Annotated in this window: 16 protein-coding genes; 2 read left to right on the top strand and 14 right to left on the bottom strand. The window is 40.4% G+C overall.

What is annotated here, in order from left to right:
• Positions 1–10 precede the first annotated feature (10 nt).
• The 12 genes from J7E63_RS09890 to J7E63_RS09835 all read right to left on the bottom strand — a co-directional run bounded on the left by J7E63_RS09890 (position 11) and on the right by J7E63_RS09835 (position 17,387).
• Positions 11–1,450 (bottom strand): GntP family permease, encoded by a 1,440-nt coding sequence (locus J7E63_RS09890; RefSeq protein WP_215011501.1) that lies wholly within the window; start codon positions 1,448–1,450, stop codon positions 11–13.
• Between the two features lie 383 nt (positions 1,451–1,833).
• Positions 1,834–2,499: a 3-oxoacid CoA-transferase subunit B gene (locus tag J7E63_RS09885; RefSeq protein WP_251033456.1), complete on the bottom strand. Its 666-nt coding sequence runs from the start codon at positions 2,497–2,499 to the stop codon at positions 1,834–1,836.
• Entirely contained in the window at positions 2,499–3,158 is a 660-nt protein-coding gene (gene atoD / locus J7E63_RS09880; protein WP_215011499.1) for an acetate CoA-transferase subunit alpha, read from the bottom strand. Before atoD ends, J7E63_RS09885 begins: the two co-directional genes overlap by 1 nt.
• 281 nt (positions 3,159–3,439) lie before the next feature.
• Complete coding sequence (locus J7E63_RS09875) at positions 3,440–4,903, bottom strand: PstS family phosphate ABC transporter substrate-binding protein (RefSeq protein ID WP_215011497.1); 1,464 nt, start codon at positions 4,901–4,903, stop codon at positions 3,440–3,442.
• 177 nt (positions 4,904–5,080) lie between these two features.
• Positions 5,081–6,316 carry a Zn-dependent hydrolase gene (locus J7E63_RS09870; protein WP_215011495.1) on the bottom strand — a complete coding sequence of 412 codons (1,236 nt, stop codon included), beginning with the start codon at positions 6,314–6,316 and terminating at the stop codon, positions 5,081–5,083.
• A 336-nt stretch (positions 6,317–6,652) separates the two neighbouring features.
• Entirely contained in the window at positions 6,653–7,675 is a 1,023-nt protein-coding gene (mglC, locus tag J7E63_RS09865) for a galactose/methyl galactoside ABC transporter permease MglC (protein WP_088085227.1), read from the bottom strand.
• Positions 7,676–7,686: 11 nt separating this feature from the next.
• Positions 7,687–9,192 carry a galactose/methyl galactoside ABC transporter ATP-binding protein MglA gene (mglA, locus tag J7E63_RS09860; protein WP_215011493.1) on the bottom strand — a complete coding sequence of 502 codons (1,506 nt, stop codon included), beginning with the start codon at positions 9,190–9,192 and terminating at the stop codon, positions 7,687–7,689.
• Positions 9,193–9,464: 272 nt separating this feature from the next.
• On the bottom strand, positions 9,465–10,526 hold the full coding sequence (gene mglB, locus J7E63_RS09855) for a galactose/glucose ABC transporter substrate-binding protein MglB (protein WP_215011491.1): 1,062 nt from the start codon (positions 10,524–10,526) through the stop codon (positions 9,465–9,467).
• A 234-nt stretch (positions 10,527–10,760) separates the two neighbouring features.
• The gene (locus J7E63_RS09850; protein ID WP_215011489.1) at positions 10,761–12,347 is read right to left on the bottom strand and encodes a response regulator transcription factor; all 1,587 of its coding nucleotides are present in this window, start codon (positions 12,345–12,347) and stop codon (positions 10,761–10,763) included.
• On the bottom strand, positions 12,322–13,803 hold the full coding sequence (locus tag J7E63_RS09845) for a sensor histidine kinase (RefSeq protein WP_215011579.1): 1,482 nt from the start codon (positions 13,801–13,803) through the stop codon (positions 12,322–12,324). Before J7E63_RS09845 ends, J7E63_RS09850 begins: the two co-directional genes overlap by 26 nt.
• Positions 13,803–14,801, bottom strand: a complete 999-nt coding sequence (locus J7E63_RS09840) for a sugar-binding protein (protein ID WP_215011487.1) — start codon at positions 14,799–14,801, stop codon at positions 13,803–13,805. The genes J7E63_RS09845 and J7E63_RS09840 overlap by 1 nt, the downstream gene beginning before the upstream one ends.
• A gap of 192 nt (positions 14,802–14,993) precedes the next feature.
• Positions 14,994–17,387, bottom strand: coding sequence for a beta-glucosidase (locus J7E63_RS09835; RefSeq protein WP_251033455.1), 2,394 nt, complete (start codon positions 17,385–17,387; stop codon positions 14,994–14,996).
• A 410-nt stretch (positions 17,388–17,797) separates the two neighbouring features.
• On the opposite strand from J7E63_RS09835, the gene J7E63_RS09830 reads away from it, so the two are divergent.
• Entirely contained in the window at positions 17,798–20,152 is a 2,355-nt protein-coding gene (locus J7E63_RS09830; protein ID WP_215011485.1) for a glycoside hydrolase family 3 C-terminal domain-containing protein, read from the top strand.
• A gap of 47 nt (positions 20,153–20,199) precedes the next feature.
• On the top strand, positions 20,200–21,513 hold the full coding sequence (locus J7E63_RS09825) for a prolyl oligopeptidase family serine peptidase (RefSeq protein ID WP_215011483.1): 1,314 nt from the start codon (positions 20,200–20,202) through the stop codon (positions 21,511–21,513).
• A 54-nt stretch (positions 21,514–21,567) separates the two neighbouring features.
• On the opposite strand, the gene J7E63_RS09820 is transcribed toward J7E63_RS09825, so the two are convergent.
• Both J7E63_RS09820 and J7E63_RS09815 read right to left on the bottom strand, forming a co-directional pair.
• Positions 21,568–22,557 carry a LacI family DNA-binding transcriptional regulator gene (locus tag J7E63_RS09820; RefSeq protein ID WP_215011481.1) on the bottom strand — a complete coding sequence of 330 codons (990 nt, stop codon included), beginning with the start codon at positions 22,555–22,557 and terminating at the stop codon, positions 21,568–21,570.
• 3 nt (positions 22,558–22,560) lie between these two features.
• Positions 22,561–23,619, bottom strand: a complete 1,059-nt coding sequence (locus tag J7E63_RS09815) for an aldose epimerase family protein (protein WP_215011479.1) — start codon at positions 23,617–23,619, stop codon at positions 22,561–22,563.
• Positions 23,620–23,662 lie beyond the last annotated feature (43 nt).

Here is a 23,662-nt window from a genome sequence, read left to right as displayed (position 1 = left end):
CGCAATGTCTTTAGATAATCCCAAATAAAGTGTAAAGACCAATCACAAAGAAAACGGCTATTGTTTTAATAACTGTTATGGCGAAAATGTCGCGGTACGATTGTTTGTGTGTTAATCCTGTAACGGCGAGCAAGGTAATGACGGCACCGTTATGTGGAAGTGTATCCATCCCACCAGATGCCATGGCGACAACACGGTGCATAACCTCTGGTGGAATATTCGCTGCTGTAATAGCCTGATTGTATTTATCAGCCATCGCGCCTAACGCAATCCCCATACCACCTGAGGCGGACCCAGTAATACCTGCAAGGGAACTAGTTGTAACCGCACCGTTAACAAGTGGATTCGTAAAGGTACTAGAAATCCCGTCACTGATTTTTGCAAATCCTGGAAGTGAGGAAATAATACCGCCAAAACCGTATTCGGCTCCCGTATTCATCGTTGCAAGCAATGCTCCGGCAATACTGAGGTTTAGTCCTTCTTTAAAGTTTACTGTCACACGTTTCCAATCGAAGGCAAGTGACGTGACGATCCCCACGACTAAGGCCATTTCAATGGCCCAGATAGCTGCAACAGTAGGAACATCTACTGTATATGCTTTTAAGCCAATCGCAGAAAAATCAAAACCGTTCGGGTACCATTTTGGTATGTAGGTAATGAATAATTTATTTGAAACAGCTACCAGCACAAGCGGTACAAACGCTAATATTTGCTTTAAAACAGATTGATGTGTCGTTAAATCTGGAACGGTTACGTCCTTTTGATTTGATTCAGCTAAATCCAATGCAGCCGCAGTTTCGGCTTCAAATCCATAATAACCTTCCCCTGCTTTTGCTGCCTTTTTCCTCCTCATCTCTAGATAAAGCAACCCTAGAGTTAAGACAAAAATAGCCCCGATAATTCCAAGTGTTGGTGCCGCATAAATATCTGTTTTAAAGAATTGAATTGGTATAACGTTTTGAATTTGCGGTGTTCCCGGCAGGGCATCCATAGTGAATGTGAACGCACCAAGTGCAATCGTTCCTGGAATTAAGCGTTTAGGAATATTCGCTTCCCTGAACATTTGAGCAGCAAATGGGTAAATTGCAAAAACAGCTACGAATAAGCTTACACCGCTATATGTTAATATGGCGCCTAATAATACAATGGTTAGCATCGCACGTTTTGCACCAAGCAGACGGACAATCGTCTTAGCGATGGATTCTGCAATCCCTGACATTTCAACTACTTTTCCAAAAATGGCTCCTAATAGGAACACTGGGAAGTATGATTTAATGAATCCGACCATTTTTTCCATGAACACACCGGAAAAGAACGGTAAAACATGGCTTGGGTCAACAAGTACAACAGCTAAAAGTGCACAAATCGGTGCAAATAAGATAACAGAAAATCCTCGGTAGGCAACAAACATTAAGAGCCCAAGTGACAAAAGAATAATAAATAATTGCATTTAAATCCCCCTTTTTACTTTTTGTATGAGCTTCAGCATCCCCTTGGTAAGCGTTTACAGGTTAAAGTTCACTTAAAAAAATGCAAGTTCCGTGCCAAAATCGGTTATTAATTTCTCAAAAATTTAAATTTTCTTTATTATCATACAAGTATTATACTAAATTAATAGTTTATAACTATACGTTACCAAAAACCACCCTTTATACTCTCGTTTATGATTCCGTAAATTCGGAAAATTCAGTGCGATTGGATTCCGAAAATCCGGAATTTTCCGTTTTTGCGGAATCAATTTACTTAAAACACTGACTTTAACAGCATTTGATAAATGCCTAATCCCTCGGAATCTATGAAACTCGATTTACTTTTCATTTTCTATCATATTAATTAACCGTTTTTTGCTTTTAAAATAACTGGATTGATCGTAAACACAGCTTCTGTTTTTTCCTTAACGGTATCAAGTTCGACACCATCTTGAAGTTCCTCCAGTACCAATCCTTCAGCTGTTACACGAAAGACCGCTAGTTCCGTCACAATCAGGTCCACTACGCCCTTTCCAGTCAAAGGCAATCGACATTGTTCTATTATTTTGGATGATCCGTTTTTGGCCATATGTTCCATTGCTACAATAACTTTCTTGGCTCCAGTAACTAAATCCATTGCTCCACCCATACCGGGCACCATTTTTCCAGGAACCATCCAGTTAGCAAGATTGCCTTTCGCATCAACCTCTAATCCTCCAAGGACCGTTACGTCCACATGTCCTCCACGGATCAATTCGAATGAGAAAAGGCTGTCGAAGAATGCACCTCCTGGATTAATACCCGAAGGCTGCCCACCCGCATTAACCAAATCCGGATCAATTTCTCCGTCTACAGGCCCGAGTCCGATATATCCATTTTCAGATTGGAGAATGACGTTAACATTTTCAGGCAGGTAGTTTGGGACCATAGTCGGCAGTCCAATCCCCAGGTTAACTACATCTCCATCTTGCAATTCCTTCGCAACACGAGCAGCGATCACTTGTTTGGGATTCACTAGCGTATTTATCATTATCGACTACCTCCCTGAACGAAAATTTTATCTATCAAAATTCCCGGCGTCATCACTTCATCTGGATCAATTTCTCCAACTTCAACGATTTGCTCTACTTGAACAATCACGAGATCTGCCGCCAAGGCCATCAATGGGTTAAAATTCCGGGCCGAACGATGATAAACCAAATTGCCTGCTTTATCTGCTTTATATGCTTTTAGAAGGGCAACTTCAGCGCGAAGCGGTTTTTCGAGTAAATATTCACGGCCATCGACGGTGATCTTTTCTTTGCCTTCTTCGACTACAGTTCCAACACCGGTGGGAGTCAACACTCCGCCAAGGCCGGAGCCTCCGGCACGAACACGTTCAGCAAGTGTTCCCTGGGGAACTAGTTCTACTTCCAGTTCACCTGCAATCATTTGCTTGCCTGTTTCAGGATTTGTACCGATATGAGAAGCAATTACTTTTTTAACTCGTTTGTTTACAATTAATGGTCCTACACCCGTTTCGATGAAAGCGGTGTCATTTGCGATTAGCGTTAAATCCTTCACATCTGCTTCAAGCAGGGCAGTTACCAGTTCTTGTGGTGTACCTACCCCCATAAACCCACCTGCCATAATGGTCATTCCATCTGTCAGAATGGAGGAAATTTCCTCTATTGAAATAATTTTATTCACTTTAACGCACCTCCTGAAAAGAATTAAATGAAATTAGTGCTAGTTACACTCATTTAATATGCAAGAAGTGTGCCAAAAATAGAGTCCCTTAAGGCGATGTCCGAAGTTTTTTGAAAATCAAAATTACGAGGAGCAAAAGAAAAAGCGAAGTGCATCCAAGTGCCCCTCACTTTTTGTCCAAACAATAATATACTTCCTATAAATTAACGGCAAGTGTCCACATCGGGTGGACAAATTGACCAAGTGTCCACGGACGGTGCCTGACACCCTATTTTAATACCCTATTTCTTCCCAACTCTAATATAGCCAATCTCTTCAACGAGCTCCTGCCCTTGTGGCCCCTGCATCCATTCAAGGAATGGTTGGATTGTTCGCATTTTTTTGTTGTCCTTCACTGTGATTGCGTAGAGGGAAGCGGTGAATGGGTATTTACCGCTCGCGATGTTTTCGGGAGTTGGTTCAATCCCATTAATGGCCAGCAGTTTAATGTCAGTGTTCGCCTTCATTCCGGTTGCAAAGAAGCGAAATGAAAAACCAATCGAGTTGTCGTAGTTTCGGTAATCAGCAACCTGTTCAATAATCCCGCCCATCCCTTCAGGTACATCTTCTTTTAGAGGCTTCATAATCGGCGTATCGCCCATTATTTTCTCCAACAGTGTTTGGCTTCCTGAATTTTCTGGACGTTGAAAGGCAATAATCTTTTCGTCCTTGCCGCCAAGTTTTGACCAGGTTTTTATTTTTCCAGCGTAGATGTCTTTAATCTCTGAAACAGCTAAGCTATCAATCTTATTTTCGGGGTTAACAAAAAAGACAAACGCTTCCTTCCCAATCGGGGTCATGACCAGTTCTTTCCCTGCCTCTTTCGCCATTTGCTGTTGTTGTTTCGATGGCTCTGCTCCAAAGTATATATCGACATCGCCTGTTAAAAGCCGTTCATAAGCATAAATCGTATTGGTGAAGGTGACGACCTCCCCGTATTCTTGATAAACCTTTTCGATATTTTCATAGGCTGCATTGGCAAAGGCAGAATAAACCGGGAACGCCGCTTCTGCTCCATCTAAAATAGGCATTTCACTCGGGTTTTTGATTGTAAAGGTTGAGGCAGTTTTCAGCTTTGGCAGGATATTATCTGGGTTGTTAACATCATAAGGATAGAGATCCGTACTAGAATATCCCCCTCCATATTTAAAACCATACGATGGCAGGACCGTTTGACTACGGTGCCATTGAACAGCCGCACCCGTACCCATTGCAAGGATAAATACCATTACAACAGACAGCAATTGCTTTCTATTAAAGGCTGGGCGCGTCCTCCTTTTCAACACGGCAAATAATACTCCTAAAACAAAGGAAAGCTCATATACGAACGGTGCCCAAAGAAATAATCTTCCTTCCCCCAAAAAGATGGCCATAAAATAGATTGGTGCAAAGGGAAGATGAAAGACACTATAATACAACCAAGCATCAGCTCCGTAAAACCCGCTGCTAATCAGCATAAATACAGCCCACAGTACAGCTGTATAGGCAAGAGGAACAAGTACAGGGATCAAATAGTCTTTCAAGTTGTCCTGCTTAAGGAGTTTTTTACTAGCTAGAAACCCAGCAAGGCATCCGAAGATAATCAAGACAGGCAATGATGCTAATAGGATATGATCAAACTCCATCAGTATTGCTAATTCTCCAAATGAAACTACAAGCGGTACAATCCCAAAATACAATAATATGAACTTTACCTTTTTCCCCATATGCTCGCTCCTTTTTACCAATAAAGTAGTTACTCCGTAAATATAATATAGTGTAATTTTACACTTTATTGGCAGATTTTACAATAAAGAACTTTTAAAAAAAGATCGCCAAAGTAAGAAAGAGACCTTTCCGCATCACGAAAAGATCCCTTTAAAGCTAGCTTATTTAATTAAAAACTATTTTGCTAACATCGTTAAAACCGTATCTAATAAAACATTGATCCCTTTTTCGCAATCTTCCCAAGTAGTTAACTCTTCTTCACAATGGCTTTTGCCGTTAATACTAGGGACAAATAGCATGGCCGTAGGAACGAAGCTCGCAATGAATTGGGCATCATGGCCGGCACCGCTGACCATTCTTCTATTAGAATACCCGAGCGCCTGTGCCGATTCTTCTAAACGCTGGCAAATTTCAGATTCGAACCAAACGGTGTCCCGCTCCCATAATTTTGTTGTTTTTACCTCACAGCCTTCATTTAACGAGGTTAAATTCGGAAGTGCTTCGATGAATTTTTTAACCGTACGGACAATTTCCATGTCTTTATGGCGTGCTTCAAGAGTAAAGATGACCTTGTTCGGAATGACCGTATGGATGCTTGGGTACACGTTTACTCTGCCAATCGTGAAGACTAAATCTTCATCTAATACTCCTAACCGCCTGCGGATTTCGTTTATTAAGTTATTGGTTGCAAACAAGGCATCTTTTCTCATCTTCATTGGAGTTGTGCCCGCGTGGTCGGATTCCCCTGTTACTTCAATCTCATAGCAGGCCATTCCCACCACACATTCTACAACACCGATTGAGAGTGCCTCTTTTTCAAGGATCGGTCCTTGTTCAATGTGGAGCTCTAAAAGTGCCGATGCCTCTTTCAATCGATTCTCCACACCGCCTTCGTACCCGCTCGACTTTAACGCCTCCCCAAAAGTAACTCCCTCTGAATCTACCTTTTTTAACATAGCAGACTTTTCGAATTTGCCTGAGAGTACCCCCGATGCCATCATCGAAGGTTCAAACCTGGCACCTTCTTCATTCGTAAAGTTAACAATTGTGATCGGGATCTGTGGTTTAATTTGATTCTCGACCAACGTTCGAACCACTTCTAAACCAGCAACTACCCCTAAGACACCATCGAAACGGCCGCCTTTTTTCACCGAATCTAAATGGGAGCCAATAAGAATTGGCGGCTTTTCTTCTTTCCCAGTCAGTGTCGCATACATGCATCCCATATCATCCACCTTGACTGTCAACCCTAATTCCTCGCAGCAAGAACGGAAGTAATCTCTTACCCGGATATCTTCTTTTGATAAAGACAACCTTGTGACCCCATTGTTTTCTGTCCGGCCAAAGTTTGCAAATTGTTCCAATGTCGTTTTCAGTCTTTCTCCGTTAATCAATAATTTTTGTCGTTGCATGATTAAACACTCCCTTTTTTATCTGAGATAAAGTGCATAATTCAATGTTAAAAATCTCGTGGGGATAAAAACAGAAATTTGCGGACTTTTGATTTTGAAGCTGTTCTGAGGTCCAAGGTAAGCCTAATATTAAATTTAAGTAAATATTCAGACAACAATTTAATTATACACCACTGCTAAGGCCTGTCATTAGACAAAACATCAAATCTTACCCACAAATTGTTTTATAGATTGTATGTATTGGCAACATCACAAAATATAAAAAGGTGTCAGGCACCGCTCGTGGACATTTGTCCACGAACGGTGCCTGACACCAAATTTTTAATACTAATCTACTTATTTTTTCTTTGCGTGTTTGCGCATGTCAAAGGCTACTGCGACGATGATGATTAAGCCTTTTACGATGAATTGAATGTATGGGCTTACGCCAAGGAAGGCTAATCCGTAGTTGATGACTTGGAAAATCAGTACCCCTGTGATAACACCAGGGACGGTTCCAATTCCACCTGATAGTGATACACCGCCGACTACGCAGGCTGCGATTGCATCTAGTTCATACATGTTACCTGTGTTGTTTGTTGCACTACCTACACGTCCAGCTTCCAGTGTACCTGTTAAGCCATAAAGAAGACCTGCGATCGTGTAAATGATAATCAGGTTTCTTGCTACGTTTACACCCGAAACCTTAGCAGCTTCTGGGTTTCCACCAATGGCGTACATATTTTTACCTAGCTGTGTTTTATTCCAAATCACCCAAATGATAAGTGATACTACAATGGCATAAATAATGAGATATGGAAATTCATATTGGCCAATTTTTATTCCGCGTTGCGCAAAAGTTGTAAAGGCTTGGCTTAATCCGCCAATAGGCTGCGCACCATATGGCGGGCGGTCAAAATAAATCGAAGTTAGTCCGTAAACACCAATCATCATACCTAAGGTAGCAATGAATGGAGGAACATGAAATTTTGCTACAATGACACCGTTTAATGCTGAAATTAGACCTGTTGCTACCATCGCAATGACAATCGGCACAATTAACGGTAATTCCGGCAGGTTTGGATACATTCGATAAGCATAATCCCCTGCTTGCAGCATCGAGGCTGATATGACGGCTGCAAGTCCAACCATCCGGCCCGCTGAAAGGTCAGTACCTGCAGTAATTAAGATACCTGCTACCCCAAGTGCGATAATAATACGTGAGGATGATTGACTTAAGATATTAATTAAGTTTGTCATCGATAAAAAGTCCGGAGAAGCAGCGACAATCCCGACAACAAGAAGGATTAAAACTACATAAATTACGTTATCAACAAGCCATTTTGATACGCTTGATTTTTTTGAAGCTTGAGTATTCATATCCATTCCTCCTAATACAAAGCTGCTAATTGCATGATTTCTTCTTGAGATGTTGCGTGAGTCTCAACAATTCCAGCTGCTTTTCCATTACTCATGACTAAAATTCGGTCGGTTACACCCAAAAGCTCAGGCATTTCGGAAGAAATCATGATAATCCCTTTTCCTTCTGCAGCTAATTGGTTAATGAGTTGATAAATTTCAAACTTTGCCCCGACATCAATTCCCCTAGTTGGTTCATCAAGCAATAAAATATCTGGTTTTGTTAGCAGCCATCGGCCAATAATTACCTTCTGTTGGTTTCCACCTGATAAACTTCCAATCGATGTCTTTTGGGAAGGTGTCTTTACCTTCATGGAATCAATTACCCACTGGGTATCATCGGCGACTTTGCGGTCAGATAAGAATCCGCTTTTTGTTTTATATTGCTTCATGTTAGAAATGATCGAGTTAAAGCTAATGCTTAGTTCTGGGAAAATACCGGTTGATCTTCTTTCTTCCGTTACAAGGGCAAATCCATTTTTGATGGCTTGCTGCGGTGAATGGTTTTTAACTACCTTGCCATTTAATTCAATCGTTCCTGATGTTAGCGCCCTCATCCCAAATAATGCTTCAACCACCTCGGTCCGTTTCGAGCCAACCAATCCGGCAATACCTAAGATTTCGCCTTTTCTTAACTCGAAGCCGACATTAGAAAAAGAAGGCTGTGTTTCTGCAGTCAAATCAGATACTTTCAATATTAATTCCCCTGGTTTGTTTATTTTTTCAGGGAACCGTTGTGAAAGGTCACGTCCTACCATCAATTTAATAATTTCATCGGTTGTAAGGTCCTTCGAACTTTTTGTTGCTATATACTGACCATCACGCATGATCGTTACTTCGTCAGAAATCTTTAAGATTTCCTCCATTTTGTGTGAAATATAGATAATCGCAACGTTCTCACTTTGAAGCCTTTTGATGATTCTGAACAGATGATTTACTTCCGTCTCTGTTAGAGAGGAGGTTGGTTCGTCCATTACTATAATTTTAGAATGGTAGGAAACAGCTTTTGCAATTTCCACCATCTGCATTTCGGAAACAGAAAGCGTGCTCACCTTACTACGTGGATTAATACTGATATCAAGACTTTTAAAAATAGCAGCTGTATCCTCGTACATTTTCTTTTCATCGATGAAAATGCCCTTTTTCGGATAACGCCCCAGCCAAATATTGTCCATAACATTCTGTTGACGTACCTGATTTAGTTCTTGGTGTACCATAGAAACTCCGTTTTCGAGGGCTTGCTTCGAATTGGCAAAGGAAACTTCTTTCCCACCAAAAAGAATTTTGCCTTCATCCATCGAATAAATGCCGAATAAGCATTTCATTAACGTCGATTTTCCCGCACCGTTCTCGCCCATTAAGGCATGTACCGATCCAGGCTTTACTTTTAGGGAAACATTGTCTAAAGCGAGTACCCCTGGGAACCTTTTGGTTATATTAAGCATTTCTAGTAAATTAGTAGAACTTGATTCTGACATGAGCGAACCTCCTCTGAAACCATTTAAAAAAGGATGAGAGCTCCACTGGATGCTTCTCAAACTTTTAAAGAGAGTAATAATTTTTTTGCGGTATCCAGCTCCAAATATTTGGAGTCTTACCCCGAACGAAGGAAAAGCGTCCGCTTTTCCTTTGTTCGAGGAGCGCCTAGGGGCTCGGGGTCATAAGCCAATCCGTCAAGAAGGTCAAAGGGCAACCTTCTCGCCGGCTCGTCTTATGCCTGTCGCCCCTGGACAAGGCGCTTCTGCTTTTCTTACTTATAAGCGTCTCTACCAACTTGGATATTATCTTTTGTTACTTCAATGTAAGGAACACGAACTGCTTTATTATCGTCTAGCTTCCACTCAGTTCCGTCTAATACATCTTTGCCGTTTGCTGCATTTGCTGCTAGCTGAATAGTGGCGCTACCTTGGTTTTTCGCATCATTTAAGATGGAACCAACCATTTTACCATTTTCAATCATTTCAAGTGCTTCTGGAATCGCGTCAACACCTACAACAGGCATGAACTTGTCGCCGGAGAAGTAGCCTGCTTTTTCAAGTGAAGCAATCGCACCTAATGCCATACCATCGTTGTTGGCAATAACAAATTCGATTTTGTCATTGTATTTTGCAAGCCAAGCATCCATTTTTTCAGTTGCTTTCATTGCATCCCACATCGCTGTATCCATAGCTAATTCTTCCACTTGAATCCCTTTTTCTTTTACAGTATCCACTGCAAATTTTGTACGAGCTTCTGCATCTGGGTGTCCTGGCTCACCCTTTAGTAATACATATTGAAGCTTGCCATCTTTGTTTTTGTCATATTTATCTTTGTTAGCTTCCCAAGCCTTTGCAATCAGTTCACCTTGAAGTACACCTGATTCAGAAGATGTTGTTCCAACATAGTAAGCTTTATCATAGCCTTTTAATACACTTGCATCAGGCTCTTTATTAAAGAAGATAACCGGAAGATCTTTTGCTTTTGCTTTGTCCACAATTGTTTGCGCCGCTTTTGGATCAACCAGGTTAATTGCTAGAGATTTTGCTCCTTTAGCAATTAGGGTATCAACTTGTTCAATCTGTTTTGCTTGGTCGTTTTGCGAGTCATTTAGCATGAGCTTTACTTTATCTTTTGCTGAAGTCTCCATTGCACGGCGAACATAGGACATGAAGTTGTCATCAAATTTGTAAATAGTTGCCCCAACTGCTGGAAGACTGTTGTCCTTGCCTTTTCCAGAATCTGTACCGCTTGTTGAATCACTGCATCCTGTTGCTAATAGAATACTAGATGCAACTGTTAAAGATAGAATTAAACCTTTTTTCTTTTTAAGCATGTTGTCATTCTCCTTTTACTATTTAGTAAAGACTCTGGTAAGGCAGCAGAACCGCTCCACTTAACCTTGGTGTAAGCCCTTACACTTATGTTAGCATGGGGGGATTCGCTTCAATAGGTCAAAAGTCTAGCATTAATTTGTGATTATCTAGACTTTTTTGCAAACGCTTTATTTTTTATAAAAAAAAATGAGACCAATCCACTACGACGGATTGATCTCATTAGAGGAAAAATATTAACCTACTGTTACTTTGCGAAATTCAGTTGGCGATAAACCTGTGTGTTTTTTAAACACGCGGCTAAAATAGTTTGGATCCTTGTAGCCAATCGTATAGCATATTTCCTTTAAGCTTTTTCCTGGGTCAACCATCGCAGCCTTGGCATGCTGGATTCTTATTTCCGTCACATAATCAATAAAGGTCATCCCAAAACGATCTTTAAATAATTTGCTAAAATAATAGGGACTAAGCTCCACATATTCTGCCACTAATTCCAATGTAATCGAAGCAGCATAATGGTTTTCGATATATTCCTTTGCCTTATGGAGCATGCCCTTAGCGTGATTGTTTCGCCATACCTGGACATGATGAACGACGGCTAATAAATGGGCCTTTCCTTTTTCAAAAATCGCCATAATATCCTCAGACTCTTCCACTGCAGGTGTTCGTTCATAGCTTATACCTAAATCATGGAGCATTCGGGAAATGATAATAAACAATTCATCAAATGACTTTTTAACTAGTGACCCTTTAATATTCTTGTCCTCTGCTAGCATTTTGGCAAATGTTTCAAAAATGAACAAAACCTGATTGACATCTCCCTGCCGGACAGCTTCTAGTAGTTTCTTCTCAATCTCTAACACACCTGATTGAGAAGGGAGTTCAGCAGACCCTTGTTTTACTGCAAATAAATACTTTCGATTTGGAGTTTTTACGAGGTGCTGCAGGGCCATTAGCGCTTCATGATAAGATTTATTTAGTTCATGTGCATGGTTATAAGGAAGGCCAACCCCGATCCTTAACTCGGCATTGAATCCTTTCTTTTCAAAAAGACTGTTCAGATTATCGATGACTGCCTGTGCATTCGTTTTAAAATGGACCTTTTCCGTCGCTTTTTTACAGAGGAATAACACAGGCACCTGTGAATCGGTTGACGGCCCAACCATCATTTCCTGTTTAATCATGACAGAATTAAGGGTATCCTTAAGCCACAAATACCAGTTCTGTTTTTCAACTGCTGAAAGTTCCGTCATGCCCCGAGGCCGCAGTGAGAAAAGCATGATATACCCGGAAGTAATCTCAACTCCAAGCAGCTGGCCCCATTCATCAAAGGTAATATCCTGAACTTGATTTACTAATACCGATGATACCCATTCTTTTTGCGCGATCGATACGGCACGGTCCAGGTTTTGGCGCAAATTTTGCTGCTCTTCTCGCTGTTTACTCTCCTCCAGGATTTCACTAGAAACGCGCTCTAATGCCGCAAGAATATCTTGTTTACTGCTTGGTTTTAAGATGTATTCCTTAACCCCCTGCTGCATCACTTCTTTCGCATATTCAAACGTATTAAAGGCGGAAACCATAATAAACCGAATGCCAGGGGCGATTTTTTTTATCGCTTTGACAGCTTGAACGCCATCTATTCCCGGCATTTTTATATCCATAAAAATGATATCAGGCCGATGTTCCGTGGCCATTTCAATTGCCTTTCTCCCATTGGGGGCTTCTCCAATGACGATTACGTCCATGGATGAACGGTTAATGATCTTCGTTAATGCCGTCCGCTCCAAAACTTCATCATCCACAATAAGAATTTTCAACAAGGCCTTTTCCCCCTTTGGCAACATCAGGAATCGTAAGTCTAAAATTGGTTCCATGGTCCACTTCTGATTCAATTTCAACAATGTCATTTCTCTGATAAAAGAGCTGCAGCCTTCTGATCACATTTTTCACACCAATACCCGTTGATTGACCTTTTGATTTTTCAGCTTCGTATCTTTCTTCTGGTTCGATGCACTCTACATATTTGAGCAATCTTTTCTTGGTAGTATCGTCCATTCCCGTACCGTTATCAATGACTTCGACGTAAATCTGATGATTATGCCTGTAGATATGAAGACGGATGATCCCATTTTCTTCGTAGGATTCAACCCCATGCATGAATGCGTTCTCAATTAATGGCTGTAAGATTAAACTAGGGATTTCTATATCTAAACAATCATCCTCGATGTCCGTTATAAAAGTAATCCGTTCCCCGAAGCGTGTTTGTTGGATATGAAAATACTCTTGAACAATTCTTACTTCTTCTCTTAGCGTTGAGGCTTTGTCGAAATCACTCAAGTTATACCTTAGTATGGCAGCAACAGCTTCTATTAATCTTGTAGTCTGTTCCGCTTCTTCCAAATAGGCCATTTTTGAAACCGTATTCAATGTATTGAATAGGAAATGAGGATTGATTTGGTTTTGGAGACTCTTTAACTCCAATTCTTTTAATAACTTATCCAACTCCCCTTGTTGTTTGATTTCCGTTACGAGCTGTCTAAGGTTCGTACGCATTTGATTGAAGGTTTCTGTTAATGGCTTAAGTTCGTCCTTTGTGGTAATTTTTATATCCTCACCTGCTAAGTTTCCAATTGAAATCTCCTTAGCTGCATGTGATAATAGTCTAATTGGCTTCGTAATCCCGCCGGAAATCCATAATGCCAACAAAGTGCTTAGAAAAAAAGCAGCTGCAAAAAGGGAAATCGACATGAGCTTATAATAATGGTTTTGCTGCTCCATCTGATCATAAAATTTTTGATAGTCCGTCAGTTTATTGTTTAATAGCGCAAGAGTGCTTTCTTGAAGAAATGAGTTTATTTTCAATACTTCATTAAAATGACCCGAATATTGATTAATCTCGTCCTGCTTAAAAGCACCAACAGTTGCATCGCCTTCATCCAAAAAACTGTCAATCATATTTTTATAATTTGTAAGCGTAACCTCATTCGTATTGATTACTTTATAAAGCCTCTTTTGGTCCTTAATAAGCTTTAGCTTTTCTTTTCGATAGTCTTTTAGGTAGGATTCATCCTTATCTAAAATATACCCATGAAGCTTTTCCGTAAGTAAATTGGATCTTTGCGAAATATCATTTAGCAAAAGAAATCGTTCAAAGCTGTCATCATATTCCGTCACCAGCTTTTCACTGCTGTTATAAAAAAAGAACCCGACCGAAGATAACAAAACTACAAGGACAATAAAATAAAGCAGCAATTTTGATCTAATCCGAAATAACATCATTCATGCTCCCCCATTCTGCCATTATTCACGGATAAATCGCTTATTCTCAAAATTCGAGTATCCGTATGGACAATAGGCGAAACCTTTTTCCCCTCAATTAGATCAATCATCATTTTTACTGCCCCATAGCCCATTTGAAATGGTTCCTGGACAACGGTTGCCTTAATGGTTCCCTTTCTTATCAACTTAAGCGTTTCCGGTAGTGTATCAAAGCCAATAATATAAATTTGATTCTGTTTTTTATATTTTTCGACTACTTGGGCAATTTCGATGCCATCCAAGGCACTTGTCCCAAAGAACGCGTTAACCTCAGGGTGATCCTGCAAAATTTGGTTGGCTTTTTCCGCTGCTTTCACTCTGCTAATCTCTGACTCTTCCACAGCAATGATATGGATTCTTTTTTCTGCTTTTACAGCATCCTGAAATCCCTTAACCCGCTGCTGCATATGATTCGCATAAAAGCTCCCCGTAATAATCGCTACATTGGCATAACCCTTTGTATCCGCTATCAAAGCTTTCCCTGCTAAAAAGCCGGAATAATAATTATCTGTTCCAATATAGGCCAGCCTTTTACTGTTCGAGGTGTCCGTATCGACCGTGATAACAGGGATGCCCTTCGCTACGACCCGATTAATAAGCGGAGTAAATTGTTCGTCACTCAATCCCTGTGTAATGATCCCATCAACTTTTGAGGCAGCCGACATTTCAATTGTTTTTACATGATCATCAATATTTGCCTGCTTCGGCCCAGCATATTCCAGCTGAACACTATATTTTTCTGCTGCCTTCTTTGCCCCTTTTTCTACAAGCTTCCAATATTCATTATCTAACTCTTCCGGAACAAGAATAAGATGGTAGCGATACTTTTTTACTGCGCTTTCCTCCTTAGGTAAGTGGTGGGTAACGATCTTATATCCATAAAAGATTGAAAGTGAGCAACTGACAAGAAAAAACAAACTTCCAACTGTATAGGCAACGTTAGATAACTTGCTCATATAACATCCCCAATCCCATAGCATAGTTAAGCTTATTATACGGAACATAGCAATAATCGACAATCTCCCAAAATATGAAAATGTTTTGATTTCCATTTCAATCGGAACCTCATTTTTAACCACTTTTACCAATAAAAAAACAGCCTTCATTCACTTTCAATGAGGGCTGATCACCAATGTCTTTTTTAGGATTTATTTGGTAAGTTGTTCAAAATCAACTTTAGGTGCCAATGCCTCGTTAACCTTTTCAACAACCATATCGTGGTCTACCGTAAACGTTGCTGTTCCTTTAATGTCTTCTGAGGATGCCCCAACTTTTACTGTATATGTGCCTTTTTCTAGAACCCATGCATTTTTCTCTTCATCGAAGGAGGCAAGGTCTTTGGCATTTAGATCGAATTGAAGCAGCTCACGTTGATGAGGCTTAAGGTCTTTTGTTTTACCAAAGGCCTTTAGTTCAACTGCAGGTTTCTCAAGTTTTCCATCTGGGGCGGAAACATAAACTTGGACGACCTCTCTTCCAGGGAGCTTGCCCGTATTTTCCACCAAAGCGGATACCTTAAGCTTGTCCTTAAATTTCTTACCTTCGCTGATATTTACATGGCTAAAGTTGAAGCTTGTATAGGACAATCCATAACCAAATTCATAAGCTGGCTTCACATTGAACGTGGTATTGTAGCGATAACCGACATAAATGTCCTCGTTATAGACGACTTGTGTTGGGTTCTGAACAGGTGTACCAGGGAAGCTATTTGCCGATGCAATATCGCTGTATTTTACAGGGAAGGTAGTTGTCAGTTTTCCGGACGGATTGACTTTACCGGAAATAACATCAGCTACAGCATAACCTGCTTCTTGGCCTGGCTGCCATGCTAAAAGAATAGAGTCAACCTTATCGCGCCAGCTTGCAACCTCAATAGGTCCACCAATATTCAAAATAACAGCCACTTTTTTACCTTGCTTATGGTACTCTTCTGAGACCTTTGTAATCATGTCTTCCTCTGCATCGCTTAGAAGATAGTCCCCTTTTACCACTTTACGGTCCGCACCTTCTCCTGAATTTCGGCCAATAACAATGATACCAATATTCGATTCTTTGGAAGCAGCGGCAATTTCGTTATCTGCTAGTGGCTTTTCAGGAATGGCAGGGATTAACTTGCCAAAATCCTCACCCCATGGACTTGGTTTAATTTTATATTCCTCCTGCGAGCGCAATGTATCAATATATGTCTTATATTCCTGGAGTTCTGTTTGATTTAATTGGTATCCAGCACTCTTTAAGCCATCTGCAATCGAGGTAGTGTAAGCTGCATTAACATCACCGCTTCCTGTTCCACCTTTAACCGTTTCAATTTGTGTATTGCCAAATAACGTGACCTTCTGATCCTTGCTGATTGGCAGTGGCATATTATCGTTCTTTAAGAGAACCATCCCTTCTGCAGCTGCTTTTCGAGCTGTTTGTGCATGAGCAGCTAAATCAGGCTTGTCTGAGTTTTGATACTTTTTAAACTCAGGTGTTTGTATGACTATCTGGAGAATGTTCTTAATATTGCGGTCAAGTATTTTTTCGTCCAAAGTTCTACCTTCAACAGCTGCTTCAATTAAATCGGATTGGGACGACGCACCTGGCATAATCATGTCATTGCCAGCCCTCATTTGTTCTACCGGATTATCCCCGCCAAACCAGTCAGTCATGACAAACCCTGTGTAGCCCCAGTCCTTACGCAAAACGGTTGTTAACAAGTCAGTATTTTGGGATGTGTATGTTCCATTAAGTTTGTTATAGGAACTCATAACGGACCATGGATGGGATTCCTTAACAGCAATTTCAAAGCCTTTTAGATAAATTTCTCTTAATGCTCGTTCAGAAACGACGGTATCAATGCTATTCCTGTTTGTTTCTTGGTTATTAGCAGCAAAGTGCTTGATTGTTGCGCCAACGCCGTTCGATTGTACCCCATTTACCATCGCTGCAGCTATTTTTCCTGAAATTAATGGATCCTCTGAATAGTATTCGAAGTTTCGTCCATTTAATGGATTACGGTGGATATTGAGTGCCGGGGCTAATAAAAGGTCGACACCATATTCTTTCACTTCATTTCCCTGCGCTTTACCTACTGCTTCTGCTGTTGCAGGGTCCCAAGTAGATGCCAGCGCCGTCGCAATTGGGAAAGCGGTTGCATAATAAGTTTGAGTTTGTCCAGGTCTTGTTGGACGAATCCGTAGTCCTGCCGGGCCGTCGGCAAAACGCAGTTCAGGGATCCCTAACCGAAGAATTCCATAGGTGCCGCCTACTGCTCCGGTTACTTCGAAGGGTCCTCTTGTAAACCCAGGCATCCCTACACCCACTACAAATTTTGCTTTTTCCTCTAGAGTCATGGCTTGAATCACACTGTCAATGGAAGCCGCATCTGTTAAGTTAGGTTCTGTTGACTGTACTGTAGTAGATTGGTTTTGTTGTACGGTTGATGGATCTTGACTCTGAGCGGATGCAATGTCAAAAGTGAGTCCTGAGAGAAGTAATGAAGATGTAAGAGTAATGGCAAGTAATTTTGACTTTTTCTTTTTCTTTAGTTTTTTTAACATAATTCTAATACCCCCATCAAATTAGTTTGAACTTTTTACTCATAAATTAAAACGCTTTCATTGCAAGTTTAACTTAAATTAAGTTTCAGACTATTGATAATTTTCTGGATTATATTGCGAAAATCTTCACTATTTTGTTTTAGTTGAAAGAGATTAAGAATCGATAGAAAGAGTTTAAACTGATTTCCTTTACAGTTTTATAACCCTTTCTCTTAATTCATGTCGAATAATGTCTAAGAAATATGTATAATTCCTCTTGAATAGTTAATAATTTATTGAATATCCAGTCTATAACAAATTAATCTAGTAAATCACAATTTAATGCTACCTCTTGTAACTTATCGAATTACACCTTACATGTTAACCTCTTGGTTGTAAGGGTTTTCATTCGAAAGAAGGGGTTGTTAGGTGTGAAGGGTTATTACAAAGTTCTAAGTTCATCCATGTTAAGTCTAATGCTATTGTCATCAGGTTATTCAGGAGTACTAGCAGAAGAACAGCCACCATTACATGTTAATACTGCGGCTGTTGCTACTGACAATAGTGGTGTACAAACTGATGCTGTTCAGGAGCAAACACCGATGTTAGTGGACCAAGCTTCCATTCCAGCAGTTATTCGGGCCATGACGCTGGACGAAAAGGTGGATTTGATCGGAGGAGCTGGTGCGGCAGTAACAGGGGCTGCTGGAGGAACGTTTCCAATTCCACGGCTTGGTATTCCAAAGCTTACTTTTGCCGATGGTCCAGCCGGGCTTCGATTTGGATCAACAGCAAATAAGTCGACAACTGGTTTCCCAATTCCCTCGGCATTATCTGCTAGTTTTAATAAGGATTTAATGTACCAGGTTTCTAGCGCGATGGGAAAAGAAACCCTTGATTATGGCGTAGATGTTATATTAGGACCCGCATTGAATATTCACAGAGATCCAAGAGGTGGAAGAAACTTCGAATATTATTCGGAAGATCCATACTTAAGCGGTGAAATGGCAGCTGAGTTTACTAAAGGCGTGCAAGACCAGGGTGTTGGTGTAAGTATGAAGCACTATGCAGCAAATAATCAGGAAACAAACAGACAGTCAGTAAACGAAATCATTTCTGAACGTGCCTTAAGAGAAATTTATTTAGCCGGATTCGAGCGGGTGGTTAAAGAAGCAAATCCTTGGACCGTAATGAGTTCCTATAACTCGATAAATGGTCCATTTTCTGCTCATAATTCATGGCTGTTAAATGATGTACTAAGAAGTGACTGGGGCTTTAACGGAATGGTTATGACAGACTGGGGCGGATCTAAACAAAATGGAGTAGCGATGTTGAATGGCGGAAATGACTTGTCCATGCCAAGTTTAAATGCGGTTGGTAAGGCAGCAGTTAAAGCGGCCATCTTAGACGGTTCACTTCCAGAGGAGAAACTTGATAGTGCCATCGAGAATATTCTTAATTTAGTGGTTAAGTCACCTACATTCAAAAAATTAAGTAGCGTTGATGATACGAAACAAAGTGTAAGTGCTGACCTTGCAGCTGCTAATGCAAAACTTTCAAGAGAAGCTGCACCGGAAGGAATGGTTTTATTAAAAAATAAAAATAAAGCGCTTCCGTTTACAGATAAGGTCAAGAAGGTCGGTTTAGTCGGCAACTCCTATACCATGCCAAGCTGTGGATTTGGTACCCCTTCTTCTGCGTGTACGACGGATAATGCCGCTACGAAAATGTTCTTAATGGGAACAGGAAGTGCCTATGTTACCCCAACACATACGGTCCAGCTTCCAGAAGGACTGAAAAATGGAGGGTATACTCCTGTTTATACGAACGCGAGCGGTATAGAAATCAATGAAAATCTAACTCTCGAAGATGCAAAATATATGGCAAACAATTCCGATATCGGCGTGGTCATGATTGCAAGAGGATCTGGGGAAGGTGCAGATGGAAATGTGACTACCTTTGAACCAACTGCAAAAGAGTTAGAACTAATTGAAAAGGTTTCTGAAGCATATCACGCTGTTAATAAAAAGGTTGTAGTGGTCTTAAATGTTGGGACTCCATTTAACACGGCAGACTGGAAGGACTATGCCGATTCCATTTTATTATCATGGCAGCCTGGGATGGAAGCAGGGAATGCCCTTACAGATGTTCTTTCCGGCAAAGCAAATCCTTCAGGTAAACTACCGGCAACCTTCCCAGTTCATTTAGAGGATGCGCCAAGTTATGCTAACTTCCCAAGCTCTGATGGCAATCCAAATCTAGTGAAATATAATGAAGATATTTATGTAGGCTACCGCTACTACTCGACATTTAATGTACCAACTGCCTATGAATTTGGTTATGGACTATCTTATACAACTTTTGATTATAGCGATTTTAAATTAAATAAAGACAACTTATCTAATAAAATTAAAGTCTCGTTTAAAGTGACAAACTCTGGTTCCTTTGCTGGAAAAGAAGCACCACAACTATATGTAAGTGCACCAGATGGGAAACTAGAAAAACCATCCATCGAACTTAAGGCCTTTACAAAAACGAGAGTGCTAAAGCCGGGGCAAAAAGAATCAGTTAATTTCTTTATAAATCCAAAAGATATTGCTTCCTTTGATGAAGATACTTCTTCATGGATTTTAGAAAAGGGTTCCTATCAATTCCATGTAGGTTCGTCTTCAAAGGATTTCAGAGGCACCTTAACCTTTAAAGTAGATAAAGACTTAGTTGTTGAAACGGTTAATAACAATGGTCCTGAAGTTCAATTAGATAGGCTATCAAAGTACAATCAATAGAAAGATAGATAGATAGACTTAAAAGGAAAAATGAGGAGGCAAAATAAATGATAAAAAGAATTATGTTCTTACTGATGGCCATTATGATGGCATTTCCTTTCAGCTTAGGGGCACTTGCCAAGGAAGTTAAGACGCAGCCAACCTCTTACCGTACGGTTACAGAGATTGAAGATTGGGGAGCGGCCATTACAAAAGTAATCGTCGATGTAGGCAGACCGATTCCAAAAGACTCCGTAACAACAGATACGTTCAATGTTCATGTTGTTAGAAGTGACAGCAGGTTAAAGACACCATTTCTAGAGGAAGGTGACCGTACCGTTACAAAAGCATATGTTTCGGATAAAGACGGAAACCCTGCAGTTGCAACAGGAAAATACGTGGTATTAGAAATGAAGATTGGACCAACTGTATCTTTAGGTTCCCCGCTCAACTATGATTTTGCTGGAACCCGATTTAATGATTGGATTGATAGCAAATATACGATCACTCAACAAAAAGACATTGTGACTAGCGCTGGAACCATCTCGGGGTTAGTGGTTGACACATTTGCAGGGGAAAAAAGAGAAATTGTCGATGACTTCACTACCGGGAAAGCAACGTTTGATAATACTACATTAACTTACGCAGATTATGCACCAGCAAAAGACAAAGGAAAGAATCCACTAATTATCTGGCTCCACGGCGGCGGTGAAGGGGGAACAGATGCAACCATTCCACTTTCTGCAAATAAAGCTGTAAGTCTTTCTACTGATAAAATTCAATCTTACTTTGGTGGAGCTTATGTTTTAGCACCTCAGGCACCTACTAGATGGATGCATGGTTCTATAACGGGTGGAGCAGATGGAACTTCTATCTATGAAGAAGCTCTTATGGCACTAATTAAAGATTATGTTTCAAAAAATCCTGATATTGATCCAAATAGAATCTACATTGGCGGAGCTTCAAATGGCGGATATATGACAATGTTAATGGTTCGTGATTATCCAGGATACTTTGCAGCCGCTTATCCGGTATGTGAAGGGTTAAATGATACATTGATAACCGATGCTGACATCCAAAAAATTAAAGAAACTCCAATCTGGTTTGTTGCAGCTAAAAATGATACGACATTGCCTCCTGCAATCAACACAGTACCAACCTATGACCGATTAATCCAAGCTGGAGCAAAGAATGTACAATTATCGTTATTTGATGACGTACATGATACTTCAGGCTTATTTAACAATGCAGATGGTACACCATATCAATACGCTGGACACTGGTCATGGATTTATGTATACAACAATGAACCTGCAGCATCTATTAATGGCAAAACAACAACAATCATGGAATGGATGGCTGCCCAGTCATTAAATAAATAGATTCCAGCAAATAGTACAGAAGAAACTCACCAAATTTTTTGGTGAGTTTGCTTTTTAAAAACTGCTATTCCTAATGATAAGATCGGTTGCAATGAATATCTTTTTTGCTGTTTTTCTGCCTGCGATTCTCTCCAAAAGGGTGTCAACGGCGGTTTCTCCCATGATTTCGGTATACACCTTAACCGTGCTTAACGCTGGATAGACATATTTGGAGATACTGATGTCATTCACACCGATGATGTTAACCCGTTCTGGAACAGAAATTCCTGCCTCCAGTAAAGCCCGCAATGCCCCAACTGCAATCGAATCATTACCTGCAAAAAAGGCGGTTGGCAGGTTGTCCCCATGTTCATCAATCGCCTTTTTCATCATTGCATGACCATCATCGGCTGAGAAGGTTCCTACATACATAAAAGCTTCATAGGGCATCCCTTTACCTGTTAAATAGCGCTTGAACGCCGATTCCCTTGGGTCTTCTATGATGGAAGTTTTATCTTTAAAAACTTCTCTTCCGCCGATATAGCCGATTTTCTCATGACCCTTCTTCATAAAATGATCAAGTACCTTTATTGTTGCCCTTTCAAAGTCAATGACGATCGAATCAAACCGATCTTCGTCTGGTGAGGTGTCAACAAAGACAATATTTTTGGTTATCTTAAGCATCTCATTCACTTGCTTCTTGCTAAATTTCCCAATCGCAATCAGCCCTTGAATATCGTCTTCCCTCAAATCCTCATAGTTGTCTTGAAAATATTTGGCCACTTGAATCCCTTGCTGTCGGCATTGGTTTTCAACCCCAAGCCGGATCGACATGTAATACAAATCTTCCAGTTCTTCTTTCTCGGTATACCATTGCAAGAGGGCAATTTTTCCCGACTCCTGCTTGCGAGCTGATTTCTTTTTATACGATAGTTCTTCTGCCACTTCGAAAATTCTTTTCTTGGTTTCATCACTGACAGAAAGTGTTGTATCATAATTCAAAACACGGGATACAGTGGCGATCGATACACCTGCAATTTGTGCAATATCTTTGATGGTAGCCATAAATCAATCTCCTAATGTATTAGCAAAAAATCGAAACACTGTTTTGGAATAGTATACTTCCTCCGGGTTTAAAATGACAGAGGGGAACGCCGGATGATGGATAGCATCAGGAAATCCTTGCGTTTCCAGACAGACACCCAAATAATTTCTTGACCTGACACCTGCTATGGAATAAGGTCCTTCTAATTGATTCCCAGTATAAAGGACGACGCATGGCTGGTCGGTCGAAACAAGCAGCGAACGGCCGCTTTCCTCATCACTAAGCATGATTGTATTTTCACCCTTTTTGGTAAAAACAAGTGGGTGGTCGTAACCATTACCAACAAGCACATTTTGTGGATGAGACGAAACCATCCCAGAGCGTAACCTTCTGCCATGCTTAAAATCAAATGGGGTATTTTTGGTATCAATCATTTTACCAGTAGGGATAAAACCTTCGCCCAGTTCTAAAAACTGATCACTTTCTAATTGGAGAATATGTTCAGAACAATCTCTTTTTACATTTCCACTCAAATTAAAATACGAGTGATTCGTTAAGTTGACAACCGTTTTTTGATCCGTTTTTCCTTCAAAAGTAATATCGAGTTCATTTTTATTGTTTAGAATATAGGTAACAGTGGTGTCTAGATAACCAGGATAGCCTTCGTCACCGTCTGGACTATGATAAAAAAACTTCAAACCGACTGCATTTTCTTCCTCTATTATTTCAGTTTTCCAAATCACAGAGTTAAAGCCCTTCTTGCCCCCGTGTAAATGATTGGGATAATCATTGTCTGCAAGATGGTATTCTTTTCCGTCCAACTCAAAGCTGGCACCATTAATTCTTCCGGCTACTCGTCCCACAACTGCGCCAAAATACGGGGACCATTCTGTGTAATCTTCGAAGTTTTCAAATCCAAGCACTACATTTTCAAAGTTTCCATGACGGTCAGGGACGATGATTTTAGTAATCACACAACCATAATTAAGGCAAGAGACTATCATGCCGTAATCATTGACTAAGGTATACTCTGTAACAGACTCACCCTCGTAACTGCCAAATATTCTATCTACTATTTTCATCGATTTATCACTCCATATTTTTCAGAAGGTATCTAATTTAGTT

Source organism: Bacillus sp. ISL-75, assembly GCF_018613095.1.
This window is presented reverse-complemented; position numbering and strand designations above follow the sequence as displayed.